The following is a 24,470-nucleotide window of genomic DNA, read 5'->3' as shown; positions in this document are numbered from 1 at the left end:
TCGACCGGAACCCTCCGAGCAAGATACCCACCGCTCCCGAGCCGCATGGCGGATCTCGGTGTGATGGGCCTGTTCACTGCTTGAGGGGAGCCAGACCTTCCGGTCTTCCGCTCTACCCTTTGGGGCGAACTTCAAATACATTACGCCGATCCGACCGCTCCGTCGAATCCACCGCGCACCCCGGGCGTGTCGCTACCCCGACGCCCGGAATTGCGCGGAAGCAGGCGTCCGCGCGGCGGTCAGCGCACGACGGACGCACGGCGGCGCGCCACCTGCACGACGACGCACAGCACGAGGGTGAGAGCGGCCCACACCGCGCACGCCGGCGGGAGCACCCGGTAGGCGAGGTGGGCGACGGTGAACTCGTCGTCCAGCGGACCGAACACGCCAAGACCCCACACCCACGCCGCCACCAGGACGACGGGCAGCGAGAGCCACCACACCCAACGCACCCTGTTCGAAAGCACGCGCGAGACGGATGCCTCCGACGGTCGCCGGACGAGCCACCGCAGCATCCAGACGACGATGATCGCAAGGCCGACCACGCTCGAGCCGTGCTGGAGCCACTTGAACCCCGGGAGCGGTCCCCACTCGGCGTCGAGCAGCGGGATCACGGTCGAGCCCCATCGTCCTTCGTGTGTGAACAGATCCCACACGATGTGGCTGGCCACACCGATGGCGAGCGAGAGCACGAGCAGCAGCATCCCGACCCACGACACGCGCGCCGCAGCACCCGAGCCGCCGGCGAAGGTCTCGCGCAACGCGGGGAGCGCGCCGGCATCCCACTCCCCCGGCAACCGGCCCGCGAGCCATCGCGGCGACAGCTCACGCGCCGCCGGTCGCAGCACGCTGCGCCACACGACCAGCAGGGCGAGCGCGATCACCATCGTCACAGGGAGCCACGCGAACGAGTGCGTCACTCCGTAGTGCAACGGCAGACCACGCACGAACAGCGGCAGATCCGGGGTCATCGCGCCCACGGCGATCGCCGCGGGGATCAATGGAGTCCGGACGAACGGCAACGCGACCACGGCGTGGCTCGGTGTGAACGGCATCCCGTCACTCCCCCACCGTGGTCGCGTTGATCACTGCTGCGATTCAGCCGACGAACACACCCGCGAGCGTCTTCTTGCCGCGCCGGAGCACCGACACGCCGCCGGGAAGGGTCCCCGACACGACCGTGGCGTCGTCGTCGACCTTCACGCCGTCCAGCGACACACCGCCCTGGGCGATCGCGCGACGGCCCTCGGACAGGCTCGAGACCAGTCCGGTCTCGACGAGCGCCTGCACGACAGGGGTCCCGCCGGCGACGGATGCGTTGGGCAGCTCCTCGAGAGCATGACGCAGCGTGGTCGCGTCGAGCGTGGCGAGGTCGCCTTGCCCGAAGAGGGCCTCGGATGCCGCGATCACCGCGGCGGCGGCATCCGTCCCGTGCACGAACGCGGTGACCTCGAGGGCCAGACGCTTCTGGGCGGCGCGGCGGAACGGCTCGTCGGCGACCAGGCGCTCGTACTCCTCGATCTCGGCGCGGGTGAGGAACGTGAAGATCTTCAGACGCTGGATCACGTCCGCGTCGTCGGTGTTGAGCCAGAACTGGTACATCCGGTACGGGCTGCACATCGCGGCGTCGAGCCAGATCGCGTTGCCCTCGCTCTTGCCGAACTTGGTGCCGTCGCTGTTGGTGATCAGCGGCGTGCCGATCGCGTGCACCGAGACGCCCTCGACGCGGTGGATGAGATCCGTCCCGCTGGTGAGGTTGCCCCACTGGTCGCTGCCGCCGGTCTGCAGCACGCAGCCGTACTGGCGGTGGAGCTCCAGGTAGTCCATGCCCTGCAGGATCTGGTAGCTGAACTCGGTGTAGCTGATGCCGGCCTCGGAGTTCAGCCGCGCCGCCACCGCGTCCTTCTTGAGCATGGTGCCCACGCGGTAGTGCTTGCCGATCTCACGCAGGAAGTCGATCGCGCTCATGGGCGCGGTCCAGTCGAGGTTGTTCACCATGCGCGCGGCGTTGTCGCCCTCGAAGCTCAGGAAGCGCTCCACCTGCGAGCGCAGGTAGCCGACCCATTCGCCGACGGTCTCCTTGGTGTTCAGCGTGCGCTCGGCCGACGGACGCGGGTCGCCGATGAGACCGGTCGAGCCGCCGACGAGACCGAGCGGGTTGTGACCGGCCAGCTGCAGGCGGCGCATGAGCAGCAGCTGCACGAGGTTGCCGAGGTGCAGACTCGGCGCGGTCGGGTCGAAGCCGCAGTAATACGTGATCGGATCCCCGGCGAGAAGGGCGCGCAGCGCCTCCTGATCGGTGGACACATGCACGAGCCCACGCCACACGATCTCGTCCCACACGTTCTCGAACGTGGGGTCGATCGCGGGCGCGGTCGCGCTCACGACGGTTTCTGACACGCGAGCCAGGCTATCAGCGCGGGACGGTCCGCCCCGCCGCCACAGACTCTGCGCGGCTCGCGTCCGCCGCAGGCTGGAAAGGATGCCGCGGCCCGTCGCCGTCGATGCGCGCCCTGCGCATGCCAGACTTTCGCGCATGCCGGTGATCTCCGACGCGATCCTCGTCGCGATGCTGTCGATCTTCCTGTTCCTCGTGCTGTGCGGGGCTCTCGTGGTGATCGTGGTGAGCCTGCGCCGCCCGGCCACCGTGCCCCTGGTGATCGCAGGCTCCCTCGTGGCGCTCGGTCTCGTCGTCGTCGCGATCGCGCCGGTGAACATCCCCGTGCTGATCGGACTCGTGCTCTCACTGCTGGGCATCGCCGTCGGCGTGCTCGGCGGCAACCCGGTCACCCGACGTGTACTGGAGGTCGCCACGGGGGGCCGAGTACACGAGACCGCTGACGGCGGCATCGTCGTCGCCGTGACCGATTCCGACGACTCCGGGGATGCCGAGACCCGCACGCTGCTGCGCGGCGGAACGGTGATCGGATACCTCGAGCGGATCGCGGTGGTGATCTCGATCATCGCGGGCTATCCCGAGGCGATCGCCGTGGTGGTCGCCGTCAAGGGCATCGGTCGATTCTCAGAGCTGGCCGAAGCCGAGGCGCGCGAGCGGTTCATCATCGGCACCCTGGCGAGCCTGCTGTGGGCCGCGGTCGTCGGGGGGCTCGTCCGGTTGGCGATCTTCTGAGTCTCAGGGCTCGAGCAGCCGGAAGCCCTCCACCACCGCCGCCGCGCCAGAGGCCGCCAGCAGCTGCGAGACAGCGGACTGCGTGATGCCCTCCTGCTGCGCGAGCACCCGCTGCGTCGCGCCGAAGCAGCGGCCGTATGTCAGACGGCGCACGCGCTCCGACATCGCACCGACCACCTGATCGCGCGCCAGCAGGTAGGCGTTGGCGCCGCGGGCGGCGGCGTGCGCGGCATCCGCCTCCCCTTCGTGGGCGACCACCCACGTGCGCGAGCTGGGAACCGTCCGCTGCTGCAGCGCGTGCACGTGCTCGATCGCGGCGCGCGCAGCCCACCAGCCCGGACCGTCGGGGATGCCGCCGGCCGTCGACTGCACCACGCCCGTCGCCCCGATGCCCAGGCCGAATCGGCACTGGACGGCGTCGGGCAGCGCGAGCTGCAGCAGCAGCGTGGTCGCCGACGCCGCGTCGAGCGTCGGATAGACGCCCTGCAGTTCGTCGCCGACAGTGGGGTGCAGCGAGGTCTCGGCGACCGGCAGGTCGCGCTCGACACGTGCGATGGCGTCATCCAGCACCCGCTGGGCCGCGTCGCGGTCGGGCAGGCGACGCGAGCCGACGATGTCGACGGTCACGGCGACGGGCATGCGATCAGAGTATCACTGATATTGCAGAGATATCAGTGAAATACTGATCTTCTCGATCGATCAGTCACAGTCCCAGCTGGTGCGCGACCGCCTGGACGCGCTCGATCAGCTCGCCACGCTGCTCCGCGACGCGGACGGGCGCCGTCCCTCCGGCGCCGGTGCGGCTGGCGACCGATCCCTCGACGCTCAGCACCTCGCGCACATCCGGCGTGAGATGCGCGGACACGGCCTGCAACTGCTCGTCGGTGACCTCGTGCAGTTCGAGACCGTTCTCCTCGCACACCCGCACCAGGTGGCCCGAGATCTCGTGCGCGTCCCGGAACGGCACCCCGCGCTTGACCAGCCACTCGGCGACGTCGGTGGCCAGCGAGAATCCCTGCGGCGCGAGCGCGGCCATGCGGTCTGTGTGGAAGCGCATCGTGGCGACCATGCCTGCGAAGGCGGGAAGCAGCGTCTCGAGGGTGCGCACGGCGTCGAAGACCGGCTCCTTGTCCTCCTGCAGGTCGCGGTTGTACGCGAGCGGAAGCGCCTTGAGCGTCGCCAGCAGCCCGGTGAGGTTGCCGATCAGGCGGCCGGCCTTGCCGCGCGCGAGCTCGGCGATGTCGGGATTCTTCTTCTGCGGCATGATGCTCGAGCCGGTCGAGTACCCGTCGTCGAGGGTCACGAATCCGAACTCGCGCGTATTCCAGAGGATGATCTCCTCGGCGAAGCGCGACACGTCGACGCCGATCATGGCGGTGACGAACGCGAACTCGGCGACGACATCGCGGGAGGCCGTGCCGTCGAGCGAGTTCTCCGCCGGACGGGCGAGGCCGAGCTCTCGCGCCACCAGCTGCGGGTCGAGCCCCAGCGTCGATCCGGCGAGGGCGCCGCCGCCGTAGGGCGACACCGAGGCCCGGGCGGACCAGTCGCGCAGACGTTCGAGGTCGCGCACGAGCGGCCAGGCGTGCGCCTGCAGGTGGTGCGCCAGGAGCACGGGCTGCGCGTGCTGCAAGTGCGTACGGCCCGGCATGATCGCGTCGGGATGCGCTTCGGCCTGCGCAACCAGCGCGTCGACCAGGCGGAGGATCTCGCGGGCGATCGTGCGCGAGTGGTCGAGCAGGTACATCCGCACCAGCGTCGCGATCTGGTCGTTGCGGCTGCGTCCGGCGCGCAGCTTGCCGCCGAGCTCGGCGCCGACGACGCCGATCAGCGCCTGCTCGAGCGCGCCGTGCACGTCTTCGTCGGATGCCGCCGGCCGGAGGGTGCCGTCCGCCACGCCTCGCGCGAGCTCGTCGAGCCCGTCATGCATCGCGCGCTCCTCGTCGCCGGTCAGGTACCCCGCCGCGGCGAGCGCCTTCGCGTGCGCGTGCGAGCCTGCGATGTCGTAGAGCGCGAGGTCCCAGTCGAAATGCGTCGACCGGCTGAGCTCCGCCAGCTCGGGTGACGGTCCCGTCGCGAAACGGGCGCCCCACAGCGCGCCCTCGTTGGTGCCGTCGCCCTTCGAATCACTCACCCGACCAGCCTACCGACGCGCCGCGGCGGCCACCGCCGCCATGACGGCGGCGTCGGCGCGTCACCCGATCGCGGGGCGGGCGTCCGCCGTGCGCGCCGGCACGGCGAACCGCGCCGCGGCGTCGAACGCCCCCTCGAGCGGGCCGCGTCCGACCAGCAGCGCCCACGCCGTGCACAGGACGATCGTGCCGATCGTCAGCGGCCAGAACGGCTCAAGCTCCCGGAAGCCCGCGAGGTCGCCGACGCGGTCCAGTACGGATGCCGCGATGCCCGCCCACACCGTGAGCTGCAGCGTGTAGGCGGTCAGCGGCATCGCACCGACGGCTCGCAGCGGCAGCACGACCCATCGCAGCGCCGTACGGCAGGCCAGCAGGCACGCGCCGAGCACGGCGAGGGCGAACCCTCCCGTCCCGACGACCTCGAGCAGGCCCGTGGAGTGCGGCCGCGCGGTCCACAGCGCTCCGACGAACGAGACGGACTCCGCGGCACGGTCGGCGCCCGTCGCGGCATCCGCTCCGTAGGCGATCACCGCGAGGACGCCGCCGGCGGCCACGAGCCACACCTGCACCCGCAGCCGCGTGATGCCCGCCCGGGCGACGCCGAGCCCGGCGACCACGAACGCGATCCACGTCGTGAACGGGTAATGCCATCCCAGCGCGAGCGAGACGCCGTCGCCGAGCGGTGTGCTCCACCACGGCAGTGCGTCCAGGAGCACCTGCACGAAGGGCATCACGACCGCCAGCACCGCGGCCAGCGGCAGCAGGACGCCCGCCGGGAGAGAGGTGAGCGGCAGCGCGAGCAGGAACATCACCGCGTACGCGGGCAGGATCACGTATACCGGCACCCCGGTCGCGATCAGCAGGATGCCGAGCACCCACAGCAGCCCCGCCCGCACCGCCAGCCGTCGACGCGCCGTCGACATGCGCGGGGCGGGAAGGGGTGATCTCCCGCCCGTCACTAGACCGATCGAAACGCCCGCGAGCGTCGCGAACAGGATGGACGAGCGCCCCTCGACCACGGCGACCCACGTTCCCGGGTCGGCCCAGTCGAACGGCTCGGTGATCCACAGCAGATGCGCCGCGAACATCCCGAGCACCGCGAGTCCGCGGGCGAGGTCGACCCCGCCGATGCGGACGGGGCCGTTCAGGCGCTCCCATCGCGACGCGAGCCAGTTCACCGACGTGGCCCCGTCAGCCGATCAGTCCTGACGCAGCAGCCAGACCAGGAGCGCCTTCTGGGCATGGAGCCGATTCTCGGCCTCATCCCACACGACGCTCTGCGGACCGTCGATCACCTCGGCGTCGACCTCGTAGCCGCGGTCGGCGGGCAGGCAGTGGATGAAGATCGCGTCGTCCTCGGCCAGCGACATCAGCTCCTGGGTCACCTTGTACCCGCCGAGGTCGCGCAGGCGCTCGAGCTTCTCCTCCTCCTTGCCCATCGACACCCATGTGTCGGTGACGATCACGTCGGCACCGGCCGCGGCCTCGTTCGGGTCGGTGTAGAGCGCGACCGAGCCGCCGGTCTCGGCGGCGCGACGGTCGGCGTCGGCGATCACGTCGTCGCGGGGCGCGTACGACTCGGGCGACGCGACGCGCACGTGCATGCCGGCGGTGACGCCGGCCAGCACGTACGAATGGGCCATGTTCGACTTGCCGTCACCGAAGAACGCCAGCGTGAGCCCGGCGAGCTCCCCCTTGTGCTCCTTGATGGTGAGCAGATCGGCCAGCAGCTGGCACGGGTGGAAGTCGTCGCTGAGCGCGTTGACGACGGGCACCCGCGTGCCCTCCGCCATCTGCTCGAGCCCGGCCTGCGCATAGGTGCGCCAGACGATCGCGGCCACCTGGCGCTCGAGGACGCGTGCCGTGTCGGCCGGCGTCTCCTTGCCGCCGAGCTGGCTGTTCGCGGTCGAGATGATCAGCGGAGAGCCGCCGAGGTCGGCGATGCCCACCGCGAACGACACCCGCGTGCGGGTCGAGGACTTGTCGAAGATCACCGCGACCGTCTGCGGCCCCTCGAGGGGCTTCAGCTTCCAGCGATCCTTCTTGAGCGAGACCGCGAGGTCGAGGATCTCGTTCTGCTCGGACTGCGTCAGGTCGTCGTCGCGCAGCAGGTGGCGGGTCATGCGGGAACCTCCGTCGGGGTCTCGAGCACGAGGGCGTCCTCGACCGTGCGCAGTGACGCGGTGAACAGCTCGACGAACTCGTCGATCTCGACGTCGCCGATCGTGAGCGCGGGCACGAGGCGGATCGTGTCGTCGTTCGGGGCGTTGATGACGAGGCCGTGCTCCTGCGCGGCCGCGACGAGCGCCTTGGCGACAGGATGCCGCAGCCCCACGCCGATCAGCAGCCCGGTGCCGCGGCATCCGGCGATCAGCTCGGAGTCGATGCCCTCGATCGCCGCGCGCAGCTGCCCGCCGCGCTCGGCGGCGTTGCGGACCAGGTCGGCGCGCTCGATCTCGCCGAGGACCGCGCCGGCGACGGCGGTGCCCAGGGCGTTGCCGCCGAAGGTCGAGCCGTGGGTGCCCGGGTAGAACAGCTCGCTGGCGACGCCGAACGTGATGAGCGCTCCGATCGGGAAGCCGCCGCCGATGCCCTTGGCGACGGTGATGGCGTCGGGGGTGATGCCCTCGTGCTGGAAGGCGAACCACTCCCCCGTGCGGCCGGCGCCGGTCTGGATCTCGTCGATGATGAGGAGCGCACCGTGGCGCTCGGTGATCTCGCGCGCGGCGGCGAGGTACCCCTCGGGCAGCGGCAGCACGCCGGCCTCGCCCTTGACGGGCTCGACGAACAGCGCGGCGACGCGGTCGTCGATCGCCGCCTCGAGCGCCTCGACGGTGGAGTCGATGAACTCGACGCCGGGCGTCATCGGGAGGAACGGCTCCTGCATGTACGGCTTGCCGGTGAGGGCGAGGGTGCCCATCGTGCGGCCGTGGAACGCGTCGGTGAGCGCGAGGATGCGCGGCCGCTCGGCGCCGCCGTGCAGGCGGGCGAGCTTGAAGGCCGCCTCGTTGGCCTCGGCGCCGGAGTTGCCGAAGTACACGCGACCCTCATCGCCCGTGCCGGCCAGACGCTTCAGCGTCGCCGCCAAGGCGAGCTGCGGCGGCGTCGCGAAGTAGTTCGACACGTGCGCCAGCGTCGCGGCCTGCGTCGCGATCGCATCGACGAAGACGGGGTGGGCGTGACCGAGCGAGTCGACCGCGATCCCCGCGAGGAAGTCGAGGTACCGCTTGCCGTCGGCATCCCAGAGGTATGAGCCCTCACCGCGCACGAACATCTGCATGCGAGCACCGAAGCTCTTGACGAGGTCGCGCCCCGCATCGTCCTGCCACGTCATCCGAGCACCACCTCTGTTCCGATTCCCTTACTGGTGAAGATCTCCACGAGCACCGAATGCGGCACCCGCCCGTCGATGATGGCAGCGGTCTCCACGCCGCCCTCGACGGCCTCCAGGCACGCCGTCATCTTCGGGATCATGCCCGACTCGAGCGTCGGCAGCATTTCGCGCAGCTGCGTCGAGTCCAGGTGCGATACGAGCGAGTCGCGGTTGGGCCAGTCGGCGTAGAGCCCGGCGACGTCGGTGAGCACGACGAGCTTCGCGGCGCCGAGCGCGACGGCCAGAGCGGATGCCGCGGCATCCGCGTTGACGTTCAGCGAGTGTCCCGGGTGGTCGAGGTCGGGGGCGATGCTCGAGACCACCGGGATGCGGCCGGCCTCGATCTGGTCGAGCACCGGCTGCGGGTCGACCTGGACGACGTCGCCGACACGGCCGAGGTCGTGCTCCACACCCTCGATCACGACCCCACGGCGGCGCCCGCCGAACAGGCCGGCGTCCTCGCCGCTGAGCCCGGTCGCGACCGGGCCGTGGGCGTTGATCTTCGACACCAGCTGCGGGTTGATCTGGCCGGTCAGGACCATGCGCACGACCGAGATCGCCTCGGTCGAGGTGACGCGATAGCCGCCCTTGAACTCGCTCGGGATCGCGAGGCGGTCGAGCATCGAGGAGATCTGCGGTCCTCCGCCGTGCACGACGACGGGCTTGACCCCGACATAGCGGAGGTAGGCGATGTCCGCGGCGAAGGCATCCTGCAGTTCCTCCGACACCATGGCGTTGCCGCCGTACTTCACCACCACGATCTGGTCGCGGAAGCGCTTGAGCCACGGCAGCGATTCGATGAGGGTCACCGCCCGCGCGCTGGCCTCGCCGGGATCGGTATCTTGCAGGTCGGTCATGAGGAGTACGCGCTGTTCTCGTGGACGTAGTCGTGGGTGAGGTCGTTGGTGAGGATCGTCGCGGCGTCCGCGCCGACCTTCAGGTCGATGACGAGGTGCGTCGCGCGCGGCGTCAGGTCGACGGCCTCGCGCGGCGCGTCGGGACCGCCCGCCGTGCACACGCGCACGCCGTTCATCCAGACGTCGACGTCGTAGGGGTCGAAGGCGGCCTGGGTCGTGCCGATCGCGGCCAGCACACGGCCCCAGTTCGGGTCGTTGCCGAAGATCGCTGCCTTGAAGAGGTTGTTGCGGGCGACCGAGCGGCCGACCTCCACGGCGTCGGCTTCCGACGCCGCGTTGATCACCTCGATCGTGATGTCGTGGCTCGCGCCCTCGGCATCGCCCTGCAGCTGCTGCGCGAGGTCCTGGCAGACCTGGGCGAGCGCCACGGCGAACGCGTCGGGGTCGGGGGTGACGCCGGAGGCACCGCTGACCATGAGGGTGACCTGGTCGTTCGTCGACATGCAGCCGTCCGAGTCGAGCCGGTCGAAGGTGCGGCCGGTGGCGGCGCGCAGCGCCGCGTCGGCCTGCGCCGCGTCCAGCACGGCGTCGGTCGTGATCACCACGAGCATCGTCGCCAGGCCGGGCGCCAGCATCCCGGCACCCTTCGCCATGCCGCCGACCGTCCACCCGTCGCCCGTCGCGACAGCGCGCTTCGGCTTCGAGTCGGTCGTCATGATGGCCAGGGATGCCGCCTCCCCGCCGTCGCCGGAGAGCTCGGAGATGCCCTGCTCCGTCCCGGAGAGCACCTTGGCTCGGAAGACCTCGTCGCCGGTGCCGATGAGGCCGGTCGAGCACACCAGGATGTCGCCGGCGCTCACCTCGAGCAGCTGCGCGGCCTTCTCGGCGGTCTGGTGCGTGGTCTGGAAGCCGAATGACCCCGTGAAGCAGTTCGCCCCGCCGGAGTTGAGGACGATCGCCTCGACCACGCCGTCGCGGATGACCTCCTGCGACCACATGATCGGGTTCGCCTTGGCACGGTTGCTCGTGAAGACGGCCGCGCCGACCTTGAGCGGTCCGCGGTTGACGACCACCGCCACGTCGGGCTTGCCGGTCGACTTCAACCCTGCGGCGACGCCGGCCGCCTCGAATCCCTGGGGCGCGGTGACGCTCACGGGGCTACTCCGTTCACGGTGAGCGCGGTGCCCTCGGCGAGGCCCAGCGCGATGTTCATGGACTGCACGGCGGCTCCGGCCGTGCCCTTGACGAGGTTGTCGACGGCCGTCACGACGGTGACGCGGTTCGCCGCGCGGTCGATCGCGAGGCCCATCAGCGCGGTGTTCGCGCCGATCACGTCGGCCGTGCGCGGGAAGTCCCCCGCCGGCAGCAGCTGCACGAAGGTCTCGTCGCCGTATGCGGCCTCCCACGCGGCGCGGATCTCGTCGTCGGACGTGCCCGGCGCGATGCGCGCCGTCGAGGTCGCGAGGATGCCCCGCGCCATCGGCACCAGGACAGGGGTGAACGAGATGCGGATGCCCTCGTCCGGCGTGGCCTCGCCGGTCTGCGCGCCGCGGGCCGCGGCGAGCGCCTGTCGGATCTCGGGGATGTGCCGGTGGGTGCCGCCCACCGCGTAGGGGTTGACGGACCCGAGGATCTCGCTGGCGAGGAGGTTCGGCTTGAGGCTCTTGCCGGCGCCGGACGGACCGACGGCGAGCACCGTCACGATGTCTGACGGGTCGATGACCCCGGCGGCCACCCCCGGGGCGAGCGACAGCGACACGGTCGACGCGTTGCAGCCGGGCGCGGCGATGCGGGATGCCCCCACCAGCCGTTCACGCTGCTTCGCACCGGCGACGGGGAGCTCGGGGACCCCGTAGACCCACGGCTCGTGGAAGTCGCCCCCGTAGAAGGCGTCCCAGTCGGCGATCGACTCGAGCCGGTGGTCGGCGCCGGCGTCGATCACCAGCGGCGTGTCGCCGAGGGCGTCGGTGTACTGCCCGGACTGCCCGTGCGGCAGGGCGAGGAACACGATGTCGTGACCCGCGAGGATCTCGGGGGTCGTCTCCTGCAGGGTCAGATGCGAGAGCGAGCGGAGGTGGGGCTGGTGCTGGATGAGCGGCTGTCCCGCGTTGGAGTGCGCGGTCACGGTGCGGATCTCGACGTCGGGATGCGCGGCGAGGATCCGCAGGATCTCGCCGCCCGCATAGCCGGATGCGCCGGAGACGGCGACCGAATATGTCATGGATTCCACCTTAGAGTCTGGGTGCGTGGGCCGGAGACGGCGACGCCCGCTCGCAGCGGTCCATGACAGGACGGCGTGCGGGGTCGCCTAGAGTCGGCGCTCGCCCAGACGGCGTCGGCGCGCGGGAGCGGCGCTCGGAACGAGCGTCGAGAGTCCCTGGGTCGCCGAAGGCATGCGCCGACGATAGCGGCTGCCGTGGGACGTTGCCAAATCGCCGGGGCGAGGCATCCGATCTCCGACGACGGATATTGCCGCTTGACGCAAAGCACTTTGTATTGCAAAGTACTTTGCATGACCACCGAGGATCCGGATGCGCCCACTGACGCGGCGCACATGTTCGAGCTGATGCAGTCGCAGCGCCGGAGCACCCAGCGCAAGCTTCTGCGCGGCTACACGATCCTGCTCCTGGTGTGGGCGGCGGCCTGGGCCGTCGGCTTCGGCGCCCTCTGGTTCGGACAGGGCGTCGGCGGCGCCGACGTGCTCCCCGCGCCCGTCGCCTGGTCGGTGTTCGGCGCGTGCATCCTCGGGGCGATCATCTGGTCGATCGTGACCGGCGTCCGCAGCGGCGCGTCCGGGATCCGCGGCCGGTCGCAGCTGCAGGGGATGCTCTACGGCTGGTCATGGACGATCTCGATGGTCGGCACCTGGCTGCTGCTCATGGGCGTCCAGCGCGCGGGGTTGAGCACCGAAGCGGCCGCGCTGCTCTACCCCGGGGCCTTCGTGCTCATGGTGGGCGTCCTGTATCTCGCCGGCGGAGCGCTGTGGCGCTCCCCCGTGCAGTACGTCCTGGGCATCGTCATGATCGCGCTCGTGGCGATCGCGACCTTCGTCGGCGCGCCGTACCACTACCTCGTCTACGCGATCGCGGGACCGATCGCGATGATCGTCGTCGCCGTGCTGCTGGCGCGCGGTGTGCTGCCTGTCGAGCCGCGGCGGGAGAGCGCACATGACTGAGCTGGACCCCGTCATCCACGCGCCGGCGCGCCTGCGCATCGTGACGACGCTCTACGAGGCGCTCGAGGACGGCGACGAGATCACCTTCCCGGCGCTCCAGAAGCTCCTCGACATGACCCCGGGCAACCTCACCACGCACCTGGCGAAGCTCGAGACCGCGGGCTACGTCGAGAGCACCAAGACCTTCTCGGGGCGCAAGCCCACCACCCTCGTGACCATCACCCCCGCCGGGCGCGCGGCATTCCGCGCGTACCGCACGCAACTGCTCGAACTCCTCGGAGGTTCGCGATGAACACCACCCTCTCCCCCGCCACCGGGGCCGGCACCCGCACACAGGTGCGCACCGACGTCCTCGTTCACACGGATGCCGTCGTCAAGCGATTCGGCGACGTCACGGCCCTCGACGGGGTCTCGCTCGACATCCGGGCCGGCGAATGCGTCGGGCTGCTCGGACCCAACGGTGCCGGCAAGACCACCCTGCTCACCCTCGTCGAGGGGCTGCGCATGCCCACCTCGGGCTCGGTCGCCCTCTTCGGCGGCGATCCCCGCTCGGCCGCCTCGCGCACCCGCCTGGGCACGACGCCGCAGGCCACGGCCCTGCCGGAGGCGCTGAAGGTGCGGGAGGTGCTCGACTTCGTCGCCGCCCACTACCCCGCACCTGCGGACCGCTCGCGCATCGTCGACGAGTTCGGTCTCGGCGACCTCCTCAACAAGCAGTGCGGCGCCCTCTCCGGCGGGCAGCAGCGACGGGTGGCGGTCGCGCTGGCATTCGTCGGCGACCCCGACCTCGTCCTGCTGGACGAGCCGACGACCGGCCTGGATGTCGACGGCCGGCGCGCATTGTGGGATGCGGTGCGCTCGCGCAACGCGCAGGGGTGCGCCGTGGTCGTCACCAGCCACCACCTCGAGGAGATCGAGCAGCTCGCACAGCGTGTCGTCGTCATCGACGAAGGCGTCGTGCGCGCGGACGACTCGATCGCCGCCATCGTGTCGGGCGTCGCACGTCAGCGGGTCACGCTGCGCGGCGTCCCCGCCGAGGCGATCCGCGCGATCGCGCCGGAGGCCGCCGTCACCGAGGACGCCGATGCGGCCACCGTGACCGCGGTGCTCGCCGACTCGGATGCATTCGTGCGCCGGCTGGTGGCATCCGATCTCCCTTTCTCGGGTCTCACCGTGCGCGGCGCGACCCTCGAGGAGGCCTTCCTCTCCATCACGAAGGGAGCCGCGTGATGTCCACGCTGAGCCTTGCCGCCGTCCACACGAAGTACAACCTGCTCGAGACGGCACGCGTGCCGATCGCCGTCATCGGGTCGCTCGCGTTCCCCACGCTCGCGTTCTGCCTGTTCGTGCTCCCGCAGCGCATGGTGGTCGAGAACCCCGCGTTCGCGACCGCGGCGATCGCGTCGATGGTGGTGTTCGCGTTCATGTCGGCCGGATTGTTCTCCATCGGGCTCGACCTCGCCGAGCAGCGGGCGAAGCCGTGGGCGCCGTACCTCCGCACCCTCCCCGGTGCCCCGGCCGCCCGCATCGTCGGGCTCATGACGGCGACGCTCGTGGTCGCGACACTCGCGATGGTGCCGCTCCTGGTCATCGGAGCGGTGTTCACCGCCGCCGACCCGCAGCCGCTGGACGCGCTCGCAGCGATCGGCCTGGTCATCGTGACCGCGGTCCCGTCCGCACTCATCGGCGTCATCATCGGCACCACGTGCGGACCCAAGGCTGCCATCGCGGTGACGCAGGTCGCGATGTTCCTCCTCGCCTTCGGCGGCGGCCTGTTCCTGCCGCCGGTGATGTTCCCGGACTGGCTCGACGCCGTGTCGAAGACCCTCCCGGTGCGTCAGGCGCGCGAGATCGTCGTCGGCACTGCCACCGGCACCGGAGCGCCGCTGTGGGCAGTGATCGGCATCCTCATCTGGACCGTCGTGCTCGGCGTCGTCGCGGTCTGGCTGTACCGCCGCGACGAGGGGCGCCGCTATCGCTGAAGCTCGGCGATCAGCGCGAGCTCGTCGTCCCGCGTGAGTCCGGCGCGCCGCTCGCGGTCGAGGCCCCGCGAGCGCTCGTCGGCGAGCGTGCGCTCGAGCGTGGCGCGCAGCGACCGCAGCGTTCCGCCCGCCGCTCGGTAGACGTCGTTGCGATGGGTCATGAACCCCGGCATGTCGTCGGGCAGCCACAGCGGCAGTGACCGTGGGCCCGCCCAGTACCCGACCTCGTGCTCGACGAGGAAGGGGGCGGATGCCGCGACTTCGGCGCCGGTGTGCCCGGCGACCTCGCGTGCCAGACCGAGCACATCGCGCAACGGCAGCACGTCGCCGATCGCGTTCGCGGTGCCGTCCCACCGGGCCCGGCCGATCTCGACGGCGAACGCCGCGAGGTCGTCGACGTCGATGACCTCCGCGGGCTCCCCGTCGATCTCCGGCACGAGTACCGGTCCGTCTCCCGCGAGCGCGAACCGCGACACCCAGTAGCCGAAGCGGTCGGACGGATCGCCCGGCCCGACGATCAGTCCCGGCCGCACCACCGCCGCCCGGTCGCCCAGCGCATCGCGCACCGTCGCCTCCGCGGCGGACTTGTCGCGGCCGTAGTCGGATTCCTCACCCGGCTGCGTGGGCACCTGCACCTCCGCGCTCTCGTCCTGGCCGAGGACGTCGACGCGCGCATAGGCCGACAGGCTCGACACGTAGGTCCAGTGCGCCGCGCGGTCCGCCAGCGCCGCGACGGCCGCCGCGACATGGGCCGGGTTCGACGACACGTCGACGATCTCGTCCCATTCGCGATCGGCGACGGCGTCGTACGCGTCGACGGCCTCACGGTCGGCGATCACGAGCGTCGTCCCTGCCGGCGCGGGGCGGCCGCCGCGGGCGACACAGGTCACGGATGCTCCGGCATCCGCCCACGCCCGGGCGATCCGCCCGCTCAGCCATCCCGTTCCGCCCAGCACCAGTACGTCGGTCATGGCTACAGCCAATCAGACGCATCGGGATGCGGCATCCGCCTCTGCCGGCGGCAGAACGGTGCTCGGCTGGGTGCGCGGACTACTCCCGAAGGCTCGCGCCGAACCGCTCGGTCGCGACAGCGACGCCCGCGAGCTTCGCCTCGGTCGCCTCGGCCGCGGTGAGCGTGCGGTCGGGCGCGCGGAAGCGCAGCGCGAACGTCAGGCTCTTCTCGCCCGAGGGAACGCCGTCGCCGCGGTAGTCGTCCACCAGGCGCAGCGACTCGAGCAGCTCCCCCGCGCCGGTGGCGAGCGCGTCGCGCACCTCCGCGGCAGGAACGTCGGCACCGAGCACGAGCGAGACGTCCTGCGTCGCAGCGGGGAAGCCCGACAGCGACGCCGCGACGACCTTCTCGCCGGCGAGCGAGAGCACGAGGTCGAGGTCGAGTTCGGCGACGATCACGCGACCCGGAAGGTCGGATGCCGCCGCCACGGCGGGCAGGAGCTCTCCGACGTACCCGACCTCGGTGCCGTCGACCGACAGCACACCGGTGCGCCCGGGGTGCAGCGCGGCCCGCTGCCCCTGCGCGACGTCGATCGAGACTCCCGCTGCGGCGGCGATCGTGCGCACCGCGTCGAGGGCGTCGGTGAGCTCCGCCGTCACCGGCGTCACACCGGGCTGCTTCGCGACGAGGCTGCCGGTCAGCAGCACCGCGACGTGGCGGTGCTGCGGCGGGATCGACGCGTCCAGCTCGGCGAGCGTGGCGGCATCCGGTCGCACCGCCAGCGGCGGCACGAAGGACGTGCCGTACTGCACGCCCGGCTTCGGGAGGAAGACGGCGCCGGTCTCGAACAGCGACAGGTCGGTGAAGCCGCGCGAGACGTTGCGGTGGGCGACCTGCAGGAGCCCGGGCACGAGCGAGCGGCGCAGGAACGGCGCCTGGCCGTCGAGCGGGTTCGCGAGCTTCACGCTCGGCAGGTGCTCCCCCGACGGCGAACCGTGGAGGTCGTTCTGCTCCTCGGTGGTGAACCCGAACGACGGCGTCTCGACGAAGCCCGCCGCAGCGAGCGCGTTCGCGACGCGGCGACGCCCCTGCTGGGCGGCGGTGAGCCCGCGGCCCGACGGCGGCAGCGGCAGGACCGACGGGATGCGGTCGTAGCCCTCGATGCGGGCGACCTCCTCGGCGAGCGTCCACTTGTCGGTGAGGTCGGGGCGCCACGACGGCGGGATGACCTGCCATCCTTCGCTGCCCTCGGCTCCCACGACGTCGCAGCCGATCAGCCGCAGCGCGGCCTCGATCTGGCCAGGCGTGTAGTCGACGCCGATGAGCCGCTGCACGAACGTCGGCGGCAGCTCGATGCCCGCGATGAACACCTCGGCGAACAGCGCCGCCCCGTACTCGTCGTCGCTGGTGCCGCCGGCGTACTCGACCATGAGGTCGGCCACGCGCCGTGCGGCGACGAACGGCACGAGCGGGTCGACGCCGCGCTCGAAGCGACGGGACGCCTCGCTGGGCAGCTTGTGGCGGCGCGCCGTGCGGGCGATCGACACCGTGTCGAAGGTGGCCGCCTCGATCAGCACGTTGCGGGTGGTCTCGCCCATCTCGGTGGTGCCGCCGCCCATGACGCCGGCCAGGCCGATCGGACCCGACTCGTCCGTGATCAGCAGGTCTTCGGGGTCGAGCGTGCGGACCTTGCCGTCGAGCGTCTCGAGCTTCTCGCCCGCGGTCGCGCGGCGCACCGTGATGCCGCCCTGCAGCTTGTCGAGGTCGTAGCCGTGGATCGGCTGGCCGAGCTCGAGCATCACGTAGTTCGTGATGTCGATGAGGATGCCGAGGGAGCGGATGCCGGCCAGCGACAGGCGCGAGATCATCCACGCGGGCGTGGGCTTGGTCGGGTCCACGTCGCGCACCACGCGCGCCACGAACTCGGTCACGCCGGCGCGCCCGCGGATCGGGGCGAGGTCGTCGGCGCTGACCGGGAACCCGGCACCGGGGGCCACCTCTTCCCACGGCCGGTCGGCCGGGTCGCGGAACGGGGCGCCGGTCGAGTGCGAGTACTCGCGGGCGACACCTCGGATCGACAGCGCGTAGCCGCGGTCGGGCGTCACGTTGATCTCGACGGCGACGTCGTCCAGGCCCAGCAGCGCGATCGCGTCGGTGCCCACCGGGGCGTCGATGCCGAGCTCGACGAGCCGCAGGATGCCGTTGTGCTCGTCGCCGAGGCCGAGTTCGCGCGCCGAGGCGATCATGCCGTCCGACACGTGGCCGTACGTCTTGCGGGCGGCGATCGGGAACGGGCCGGGCAGCACCGCGCCCGGGAGCGTCACCACGACCTTGTCGCCGACGAAGAAGTTGCGGGCGCCGCAGACGATGCCGTGCACCGCGTCGCCGCCGTCCGCCGCGGTCTCGCCGTCGGGCGCGACGCGCACCTGGCACCACCGGATGGTCTTGCCGTTGGACTGCGGCTCCTCGACGAACTCGAGCACCTCGCCGACGACGATCGGACCCTGCAGGTCGAACCGGTGGACGTCCTCCTCCTCGAACCCGACGCGCACCAGCGCCGCGAGGACGTCCTCGGGCGAGGCATCCGCCGGGACGTCGACGTACTCACGAAGCCATGAGAGCGGGACGCGCATCAGACCACCATTCCGAACTGCTCGCTGAAGCGGACATCGCCTTCGGCCATGTCGCGCATGTCCTGGACGTCGCTGCGGAACATCAGCGTCCGCTCGATGCCCATGCCGAACGCGAAGCCCGAGTACTCCTCGGGGTCGATCCCCGCCGCGCGCAGCACGTTGGGGTTGATCATGCCGCAGCCGCCCCACTCGATCCATCGCGCACCGCCCTTGAAGGTCGGATGCCACAGGTCGAGCTCGGCCGACGGCTCGGTGAAGGGGAAGAAGTTCGCGCGGAACCGCGTCTTCGCCTCGGCACCGAACAGCACCTTCGCGGCGTGGTCGAGCGTGCCCTTGAGGTGGGCCATCGTGATCCCCTTGTCGACGACGATGCCCTCGAACTGGGTGAACACGGGCAGGTGCGTCGCGTCGAACTCGTCGGTGCGGTACACCCGGCCCGGGCACAGCACGTACAGCGGCAGATCGCGCTCGAGCATCGAGCGCACCTGCACCGGGCTGGTGTGGGTGCGCATCACGAGGTGGCGCTCCACCGGGTCGACGAAGAACGTGTCCTGCATCTGACGTGCGGGGTGATCGACGTCGAAGTTCAGCGCGTCGAAGTTGAACCACTCGTGCTCGAGCTCGGGACCTTCCGCGATCTCCCACCCCATGCCGACGAAGATGTCGGCGATCTGCTCCTGCAGGAGGGAGATCGGATGCCGCGCCCCGACGCGCGCGCGGGCCGCGAGGGCAGTGATGTCGACGCGCTCGGCCTCGAGCCTCGCGGCCGTCTCGGCGGCGGCGAGCTCCTCCTCGCGGGCGGCGAACGCCTGGTTCACCCGACCGCGGGCCTGACCGACGAGCTTGCCGAACTCGGCCTTCTTGTCGTTGGGCACATCGCGCAGCCGCGCGTTGAGTCTCGCCAGCGGCGAGCCCTCGGCGGAGTGCGCGGACCGTGCGGCCTTCAGCGCAGCGGTGTCGGCCGCGGCGGCGACGGCCTCGAGGGCGTCGTCGACGGCGGCGTTCACCGCCTCGGGGGTGATTTCGGCAACGTCAGACACGAAACACGAGTCTACCGACGGCGGGGCGGGCCACCGGCCGGAAGTCCCGGCAGGCGGCCTGCGGGCTCACAGCCCGCTGGCGTCGTACCTGCCGAGACCGCGACCGGCGGCGATCGCCTCGGTGGCGGTCGTCAGCTCATCGGGTCCGCCGGGCTCGGCGACCTGCACCTTGGGCGAGCGCCGTGTCTGCTTCTCCACCAGGTACGCGATGTACGACAGCGCGAGGCAGAGCGCGACGTAGATCGAGCCGCCGATGATCGCCGACGGGATGAGCGGCGAGTGGTACAGCGCCTGGGAGCCGAGGAGCTTCACCACGTAGAGCAGTTCGGGGTAGGTGATGATGAAGCCGAGGGCGGTGTCCTTGAGCGTCACCACGAGCTGCGAGATGATCACCGGCAGCATCGCCCGGACCGCCTGCGGCAGCAGCACCAGGCGCATCACACCGGACTTGCGCAGACCGATCGCATACCCGGCCTCGCTCTGCCCGCGCGGCAAGGACTCGACGCCGGCGCGGAACACCTCCGCGAGCACCGAGCCGTTGTAGGCGATCAGCGCGATGACCACGGCCCAGTAGGGCGACATCTTGACGCCGGCTACCGGCAGGCCGTAGTACAGCAGCATCATGAAGACCAGTACCGGGATCGCGCGCAGGATCTCGACGATCCAGCCGACCGGCACCCGCAGCCACGCGTGATCGGACATGCGGCCGAGCGCGAGGATGAAGCCGAGGATGATCGCCCCCACGGCCGCGACGCCGAACGCGGCGAGCGTGTTCCAGGTCGCCTCGAGGAACAGCATCCAGATGGCGGTGTAGGTGAACAGCTCCCACTTCTCGGGGCTGAACTGACCGGTCTCTGCCATGCGCCAGATCACCCAGCCGGCCACCAGCAGCACGACGAGGATCGTCGCCGCGCCGATGATGCGGTTGCGTACGACCGCGCGCGGGCCGGGGACGTCGTAGAGGACCGAGCCGCTCATCGTGCGATCCTCCATCGGCGCTCGAGCGTGCGCTGCAGCCAGGCGAGCAGCAGCACCAGCACGACGAAGACCACCATCACCCACAGCAGCACGACGAGCTGGTTCTCGCCGCGTTCGCTGAGATTCGAGCGGACCGAGCCCAGGTTCAGCACGGAGAAGCCCGCGGCCACCGTCGTGTTCTTCAGCAGTGCGATGAACACGCTCATCATCGGCGGGATCACCGAGCGCGTCGCCTGCGGGAGCACGATGAGCGTCATCACCTGACCGAACGTCAGGCCGAGCGCACGGGCGGCCTCGGCCTGCCCGACCGGCACCGTGTTCACGCCCGACCGGATCGTCTCGGCGACGTAGGTGGCCGTGTAGATGCCGAGCGCCACGGTCGCGAGCAGGATCGCGGAGACCCGCTGCTGCAGCAGGATCGGCAGGCAGAACGCGAAGAAGAACATCACGAGCGTCAGCGGGGTGTTGCGGATCCAGTTGACGTAGACCCCGCCCACGGCGCGCGCGATCGGCACCGGCGACACCCGCATGGCGCCCACGATGAAGCCGAGAACGAGGGCGATCAGCCCGCCGCCGAAGAACAGCACCAGCGTGCCGACGATGGCCACGCCCCACAGATCGGCGTTGTCGGTGATGACTCCCATGGCACCTCCTTCCCTTCTCCGCGACTTCCGTCTCGTGGCGGCGCCGATGCGGCGCCGCCACGAGAACGCGATCAGTCGGCCGGGTCGACCTCGGGCTGCTCCGCCTTCACGCCGGATGCGCCGAGGTTGTTGTCGAAGATCTGCTGCCAGATGTCGCCGCCGTCGGTGAACATCGTGTTGATGAACTCCTGCATGGCGGTGTCGCCCTTCTGCAGGCCCACGCCGTAGCGCTCCTCGCTGAAGACGTCGCCGACGACCTTCAGGTTGTCGGGGTCCTGTGCGGCGTAGCCGATGAGGATCGCCTCATCGGTGGTGACCGCGTCGACCTGACCGTTCTTCAGGTCCTCGACGCACGACGAGTACGTGTCGTACTCCTTCGTCTGCGCGGTGCCGAGATCCTTGATCCGCTGGATCGAGGTGGATCCGGTCGCCGAGCACACCACCATGTCGGCGGTGAGCGAGTCGGGCCCGGTGATCGTGTCGTTGTCGGCGGCGACGAGCAGACCCTGCCCCGTGACGAAGTAGGGGCCGGCGAAGGAGATCTGCTCCTTGCGCTTGTCGGTGATCGAGTAGGTGCCGACGTAGTAGTCGATGTCGCCGTTCACGATCGCCTGCTCGCGGTTGGCCGAGGCGATCGGGGTGAACTCGATCTTGTCCTCGTCGTAGCCGAGGGATGCCGCGATCCACCGCGCGATGTCGATGTCGAAGCCGGTGCGCTCACCCGTCGTCGGGTCCAGGTAGCCGAGGCCGGGCTGGTCCTCCTTGACGCCGACCTTGACGCTGCCGCGCTCGGAGATCGCGTCGAAGGTGGGGCTGCCCTCGAGGGTGACGTCGGTCGCCACGGTCCACGGCGTGCTCGAGGTCTCCTCGCCGCCGCCCCCGGTCGCGCTGGGTTCTGCACCGGGCGTGCCGCTGTTGCATGCCGTCAGTGCGAGCAGTGCGGCGGCGGCCAGGCCGACGCCGGCGATGAACTTCGTCTTGCGCATGTGTTCCTCCTGTTGCGTGTGTTTCCACGGGTTCCGTATATCCGACGTCGGGTTCGTGCGGAGTCGAAGTCTGCTGTCTCGTGCCCGGTGGTCGTCCTTTCGATGGCCGAGCGGCTGGTCAGTGGGTCAGGAGCTTGGACAGGAAGTCCTTCGCCCTGTTGCTCTGCGGGTTGGTGAAGAACTGCTCGGGGGTCGCCTCCTCGACGATCTGCCCGTCGGCCATGAAGACGACCCGATCCGCCGCCTTGCGGGCGAACCCCATCTCGTGGGTGACGACGATCATCGTCATGCCGTCCTGGGCGAGGCCGACCATGACGTCGAGCACCTCGTTGATCATCTCGGGATCCAGGGCGCTGGTCGGCTCGTCGAAGAGCATGACCTTCGGCTGCATCGCGAGGGCGCGGGCGATCGCGACGCGCTGCTGCTGCCCGCCGGAGAGCTGCGCGGGGAGCTTGGATGCCTGATGCCCCACTCCGACGCGGTCCAGGAGCTGCTTGGCCAGGGCCTCGGCATCCGCCTTCTTCATCTTCTTCACCCTGATCGGCCCGAGGGTGACGTTCTCGAGGATCGTGAGGTGGGAGAACAGGTTGAAGGACTGGAACACCATGCCGACGTCCGCGCGGAGCCCTGCGAGCGCCTTGCCCTCTTTCGGCAGCTCCTTGCCGTCGATCGTGATGGTGCCGCTGGTGATGGTCTCGAGCCGGTTGATCGTGCGGCAGAGTGTCGACTTGCCCGAACCGGACGGCCCGATCACCACCACCACCTCGCCGCGGTTGACGGTGAGGTCGATGTCCTTCAGCGCCTGGAAGTCGCCGTAGTGCTTCTGCACATTCGTGATCTGGACGAGGGGATCCCCTCGGCGCACCGAGATGTTGCTCGTCGGTGGGGCCTGCGGATCCGGCGCACTGTCGTCGGGCGTCGTCATAGCGCCACCCTAGAGCCGTGCTCCGACACGATGCCAGGGGCCCGGTGCGACCTTAACCGTCTTGTAACAGGCGGTGCCGAGCGTCTCAGCGGACGGCGCGCTGCGCGAACGCGGTCTCGTAGAGGCAGACGCTCGCGGCCGTCGCAAGGTTGAGCGACTCGGCGGCACCGTAGATCGGAAGCCGCAGCGACAGGTCTGTCAGGGCGAGCGCGTCGTCGTCGAGCCCGCGCGCCTCGTTGCCGAAGAGCCACGCCGTGGGCTCGGCGAGGAGGTCGCGCGAGGCGAGGAAGTCGCCTCCCCCGACGTCCGCGGCGATGACGCGCACCCCGGCGGCGTGGGCCTTCTGCACGGCCGTCGCGAGATCGACCCCGACGGCGACCGGAACGTGGAACAGCGACCCGGTGGTCGCGCGCACCACCTTCGGGTTGTACGGGTCGACGGTGCGTCCCGTGAGGATCACGGCGTCGGCGCCGGCAGCGTCGGCCGCGCGGATGATGGTGCCGAGGTTGCCCGGATCGCGCACTTCCTCGCAGATCGCAACCAGGCGGGGCGAGGACGCGAAGACGTCCCGCAGCGAGGTCGGCGACTGCCGGGCGACCGCGACGATGCCCTGCGGGGTCACCGTGTCGGCCATCGCGTCGAGCACGGCCTCGGTGGTGTAAACGACCTCGAGGCCGGCATCCTTCGCGGCGTCGCGCACATCGGTGTGCTTGTCGAGCGCCGTCGGCGTCGCGAAGATCTCGACGAGCGTGTCCGGACGGTACGCCAGCGCCTCACGGGCGGCCTGCGGACCCTCCAGCAGGAAGAGCCCCGTCTCCTGGCGGGCGCTGCGCTTGGTCAGCTTGGCGACGGCACGCACACGCGGTGAGCGGGGGTTCTCGAGCACGGCATCAGTCTATGGGCGTGGCTGGGCCACGCGCCGTCATGCGGTACGCGAAAGGGGCGCCCTCCGTGAGGAGGACGCCCCTTTCGAACGAGGGATGCCGGTGTCAGGCGCTCTTGGGAGCGTTGACGTTCTCGGGCAGCGCCTTCTTGGCCGTCTCGACGAGCGACGTGAACGTCTTGGGCTCGTTCACCGCGAGCTCGGCGAGCATGCGGCGGTCGACCTGCACACCCGCGAGGCCGAGGCCCTGGATGAAGCGGTTGTACGTGATGCCGTTCTGACGGGCAGCGGCGTTGATGCGCTGGATCCACAGGCGGCGGAAGTCGCCCTTGCGCTTGCGACGGTCGCGGTACGCGTAGACGAGCGAGTGGGTGACCTGCTCCTTCGCCTTGCGGTACAGGCGCGAACGCTGACCACGGTAACCCGAGGCGCGCTCGAGGATGACGCGACGCTTCTTGTGGGCGTTGACGGCCCGCTTGACTCTAGCCATTTCGATTGATTCCTATTCCTGCGTCGGCGCTCAGAGGCCGAGGAGCTTCTTGGCGACCTTGGCGTCGCCCTTCGCGAGGACCTGGTCCTGCGACAGGCGGCGGGTACGGCGCGTGGGCTTGCCCTCGAAGTTGTGGCGAAGGTTCGCCTGCTGCTTCATGAGCTTCCCGCTGCCCGTGACCTTGAAGCGCTTCTTGGCGCCCGAGTGGGTCTTCTGCTTCGGCATCTCTTCTTCCTTCGTTTCACTTCCCGCACAGGCGGGAGTCGGTATCCCGCGGTGCGGGAGTCTGT

25 protein-coding genes are annotated in these 24,470 nt (G+C 70.5%); 5 read left to right on the top strand and 20 right to left on the bottom strand.

What is annotated here, in order from left to right; translation table 11 throughout:
* Positions 1 to 239 precede the first annotated feature (239 nt).
* Complete coding sequence (locus AC1DDU_RS14255; RefSeq protein WP_477435193.1) at positions 240 to 1,055, bottom strand: DUF4184 family protein; 816 nt, start codon at positions 1,053 to 1,055, stop codon at positions 240 to 242.
* 43 nt (positions 1,056 to 1,098) lie between these two features.
* Positions 1,099 to 2,400, bottom strand: coding sequence for a tyrosine--tRNA ligase (tyrS, locus tag AC1DDU_RS14250; protein WP_477435191.1), 1,302 nt, complete (start codon positions 2,398 to 2,400; stop codon positions 1,099 to 1,101).
* Positions 2,401 to 2,536: 136 nt separating this feature from the next.
* On the opposite strand from tyrS, the gene AC1DDU_RS14245 reads away from it, so the two are divergent.
* Entirely contained in the window at positions 2,537 to 3,130 is a 594-nt protein-coding gene (locus tag AC1DDU_RS14245; RefSeq protein WP_477435189.1) for a hypothetical protein, read from the top strand.
* A 3-nt stretch (positions 3,131 to 3,133) separates the two neighbouring features.
* On the opposite strand, the gene AC1DDU_RS14240 is transcribed toward AC1DDU_RS14245, so the two are convergent.
* From AC1DDU_RS14240 to argC, 8 genes are all read right to left on the bottom strand, one after another.
* On the bottom strand, positions 3,134 to 3,769 hold the full coding sequence (locus AC1DDU_RS14240) for a SatD family protein (RefSeq protein ID WP_477435187.1): 636 nt from the start codon (positions 3,767 to 3,769) through the stop codon (positions 3,134 to 3,136).
* Positions 3,770 to 3,833: 64 nt separating this feature from the next.
* Complete coding sequence (argH, locus tag AC1DDU_RS14235; protein ID WP_477435185.1) at positions 3,834 to 5,264, bottom strand: argininosuccinate lyase; 1,431 nt, start codon at positions 5,262 to 5,264, stop codon at positions 3,834 to 3,836.
* A 60-nt stretch (positions 5,265 to 5,324) separates the two neighbouring features.
* The gene (locus tag AC1DDU_RS14230) at positions 5,325 to 6,440 is read right to left on the bottom strand and encodes a heparan-alpha-glucosaminide N-acetyltransferase domain-containing protein (RefSeq protein ID WP_477435183.1); all 1,116 of its coding nucleotides are present in this window, start codon (positions 6,438 to 6,440) and stop codon (positions 5,325 to 5,327) included.
* 21 nt (positions 6,441 to 6,461) lie between these two features.
* Positions 6,462 to 7,385 carry an ornithine carbamoyltransferase gene (gene argF / locus AC1DDU_RS14225; RefSeq protein ID WP_477435181.1) on the bottom strand — a complete coding sequence of 308 codons (924 nt, stop codon included), beginning with the start codon at positions 7,383 to 7,385 and terminating at the stop codon, positions 6,462 to 6,464.
* Positions 7,382 to 8,596, bottom strand: coding sequence for an acetylornithine transaminase (locus tag AC1DDU_RS14220; RefSeq protein WP_477435179.1), 1,215 nt, complete (start codon positions 8,594 to 8,596; stop codon positions 7,382 to 7,384). The genes argF and AC1DDU_RS14220 overlap by 4 nt, the downstream gene beginning before the upstream one ends.
* Positions 8,593 to 9,492, bottom strand: coding sequence for an acetylglutamate kinase (gene argB, locus AC1DDU_RS14215; protein WP_477435177.1), 900 nt, complete (start codon positions 9,490 to 9,492; stop codon positions 8,593 to 8,595). Before argB ends, AC1DDU_RS14220 begins: the two co-directional genes overlap by 4 nt.
* Positions 9,489 to 10,646 carry a bifunctional glutamate N-acetyltransferase/amino-acid acetyltransferase ArgJ gene (gene argJ, locus AC1DDU_RS14210; RefSeq protein ID WP_477435175.1) on the bottom strand — a complete coding sequence of 386 codons (1,158 nt, stop codon included), beginning with the start codon at positions 10,644 to 10,646 and terminating at the stop codon, positions 9,489 to 9,491. The genes argB and argJ overlap by 4 nt, the downstream gene beginning before the upstream one ends.
* The gene (argC, locus tag AC1DDU_RS14205; protein ID WP_477435173.1) at positions 10,643 to 11,713 is read right to left on the bottom strand and encodes an N-acetyl-gamma-glutamyl-phosphate reductase; all 1,071 of its coding nucleotides are present in this window, start codon (positions 11,711 to 11,713) and stop codon (positions 10,643 to 10,645) included. The genes argJ and argC overlap by 4 nt, the downstream gene beginning before the upstream one ends.
* Positions 11,714 to 12,004: 291 nt before the next feature.
* On the opposite strand from argC, the gene AC1DDU_RS14200 reads away from it, so the two are divergent.
* Genes AC1DDU_RS14200 through AC1DDU_RS14185 form a run of 4 tightly spaced genes read left to right on the top strand, consistent with a single transcriptional unit; the run spans position 12,005 to position 14,649 of the window.
* The gene (locus tag AC1DDU_RS14200) at positions 12,005 to 12,667 is read left to right on the top strand and encodes a hypothetical protein (RefSeq protein WP_477435171.1); all 663 of its coding nucleotides are present in this window, start codon (positions 12,005 to 12,007) and stop codon (positions 12,665 to 12,667) included.
* A complete protein-coding gene (locus AC1DDU_RS14195; RefSeq protein ID WP_477435169.1) occupies positions 12,660 to 12,959 on the top strand; it encodes a transcriptional regulator in 300 nt (99 codons plus the stop codon). The genes AC1DDU_RS14200 and AC1DDU_RS14195 overlap by 8 nt, the downstream gene beginning before the upstream one ends.
* Positions 12,956 to 13,897, top strand: a complete 942-nt coding sequence (locus AC1DDU_RS14190) for an ABC transporter ATP-binding protein (RefSeq protein WP_477435167.1) — start codon at positions 12,956 to 12,958, stop codon at positions 13,895 to 13,897. Before AC1DDU_RS14195 ends, AC1DDU_RS14190 begins: the two co-directional genes overlap by 4 nt.
* Positions 13,897 to 14,649, top strand: a complete 753-nt coding sequence (locus AC1DDU_RS14185; protein WP_477435165.1) for an ABC transporter permease — start codon at positions 13,897 to 13,899, stop codon at positions 14,647 to 14,649. The genes AC1DDU_RS14190 and AC1DDU_RS14185 overlap by 1 nt, the downstream gene beginning before the upstream one ends.
* Here AC1DDU_RS14185 and AC1DDU_RS14180 read toward each other — a convergent pair.
* From AC1DDU_RS14180 to rpmI, 10 genes are all read right to left on the bottom strand, one after another.
* Positions 14,640 to 15,620, bottom strand: a complete 981-nt coding sequence (locus AC1DDU_RS14180) for an NAD-dependent epimerase/dehydratase family protein (protein ID WP_477435163.1) — start codon at positions 15,618 to 15,620, stop codon at positions 14,640 to 14,642. The genes AC1DDU_RS14185 and AC1DDU_RS14180 overlap by 10 nt on opposite strands.
* 79 nt (positions 15,621 to 15,699) lie before the next feature.
* Positions 15,700 to 18,234 carry a phenylalanine--tRNA ligase subunit beta gene (pheT, locus tag AC1DDU_RS14175; RefSeq protein ID WP_477435161.1) on the bottom strand — a complete coding sequence of 845 codons (2,535 nt, stop codon included), beginning with the start codon at positions 18,232 to 18,234 and terminating at the stop codon, positions 15,700 to 15,702.
* Positions 18,234 to 19,274 carry a phenylalanine--tRNA ligase subunit alpha gene (gene pheS / locus AC1DDU_RS14170; RefSeq protein WP_477435159.1) on the bottom strand — a complete coding sequence of 347 codons (1,041 nt, stop codon included), beginning with the start codon at positions 19,272 to 19,274 and terminating at the stop codon, positions 18,234 to 18,236. Before pheS ends, pheT begins: the two co-directional genes overlap by 1 nt.
* Positions 19,275 to 19,340: 66 nt before the next feature.
* On the bottom strand, positions 19,341 to 20,252 hold the full coding sequence (locus tag AC1DDU_RS14165; protein ID WP_477435157.1) for an amino acid ABC transporter permease: 912 nt from the start codon (positions 20,250 to 20,252) through the stop codon (positions 19,341 to 19,343).
* Positions 20,249 to 20,896, bottom strand: a complete 648-nt coding sequence (locus AC1DDU_RS14160; RefSeq protein ID WP_477435155.1) for an amino acid ABC transporter permease — start codon at positions 20,894 to 20,896, stop codon at positions 20,249 to 20,251. The genes AC1DDU_RS14165 and AC1DDU_RS14160 overlap by 4 nt, the downstream gene beginning before the upstream one ends.
* A 71-nt stretch (positions 20,897 to 20,967) precedes the next feature.
* Positions 20,968 to 21,882, bottom strand: a complete 915-nt coding sequence (locus tag AC1DDU_RS14155) for a glutamate ABC transporter substrate-binding protein (RefSeq protein ID WP_477435153.1) — start codon at positions 21,880 to 21,882, stop codon at positions 20,968 to 20,970.
* A 118-nt stretch (positions 21,883 to 22,000) separates the two neighbouring features.
* On the bottom strand, positions 22,001 to 22,807 hold the full coding sequence (locus AC1DDU_RS14150; protein ID WP_477435151.1) for an amino acid ABC transporter ATP-binding protein: 807 nt from the start codon (positions 22,805 to 22,807) through the stop codon (positions 22,001 to 22,003).
* A gap of 85 nt (positions 22,808 to 22,892) precedes the next feature.
* On the bottom strand, positions 22,893 to 23,693 hold the full coding sequence (locus AC1DDU_RS14145) for a TrmH family RNA methyltransferase (RefSeq protein WP_477435149.1): 801 nt from the start codon (positions 23,691 to 23,693) through the stop codon (positions 22,893 to 22,895).
* Positions 23,694 to 23,796: 103 nt separating this feature from the next.
* Entirely contained in the window at positions 23,797 to 24,180 is a 384-nt protein-coding gene (rplT, locus tag AC1DDU_RS14140; RefSeq protein ID WP_477435147.1) for a 50S ribosomal protein L20, read from the bottom strand.
* A gap of 30 nt (positions 24,181 to 24,210) precedes the next feature.
* Positions 24,211 to 24,405, bottom strand: coding sequence for a 50S ribosomal protein L35 (gene rpmI, locus AC1DDU_RS14135; protein ID WP_477435145.1), 195 nt, complete (start codon positions 24,403 to 24,405; stop codon positions 24,211 to 24,213).
* Between the last annotated feature and the right edge of the window lie 65 nt (positions 24,406 to 24,470).

Source organism: Microbacterium sp. 05T445, from assembly GCF_056395865.1.
Note: the sequence above shows the minus strand (reverse complement) of the source record. Positions and strands in the feature narration are given on the sequence as shown.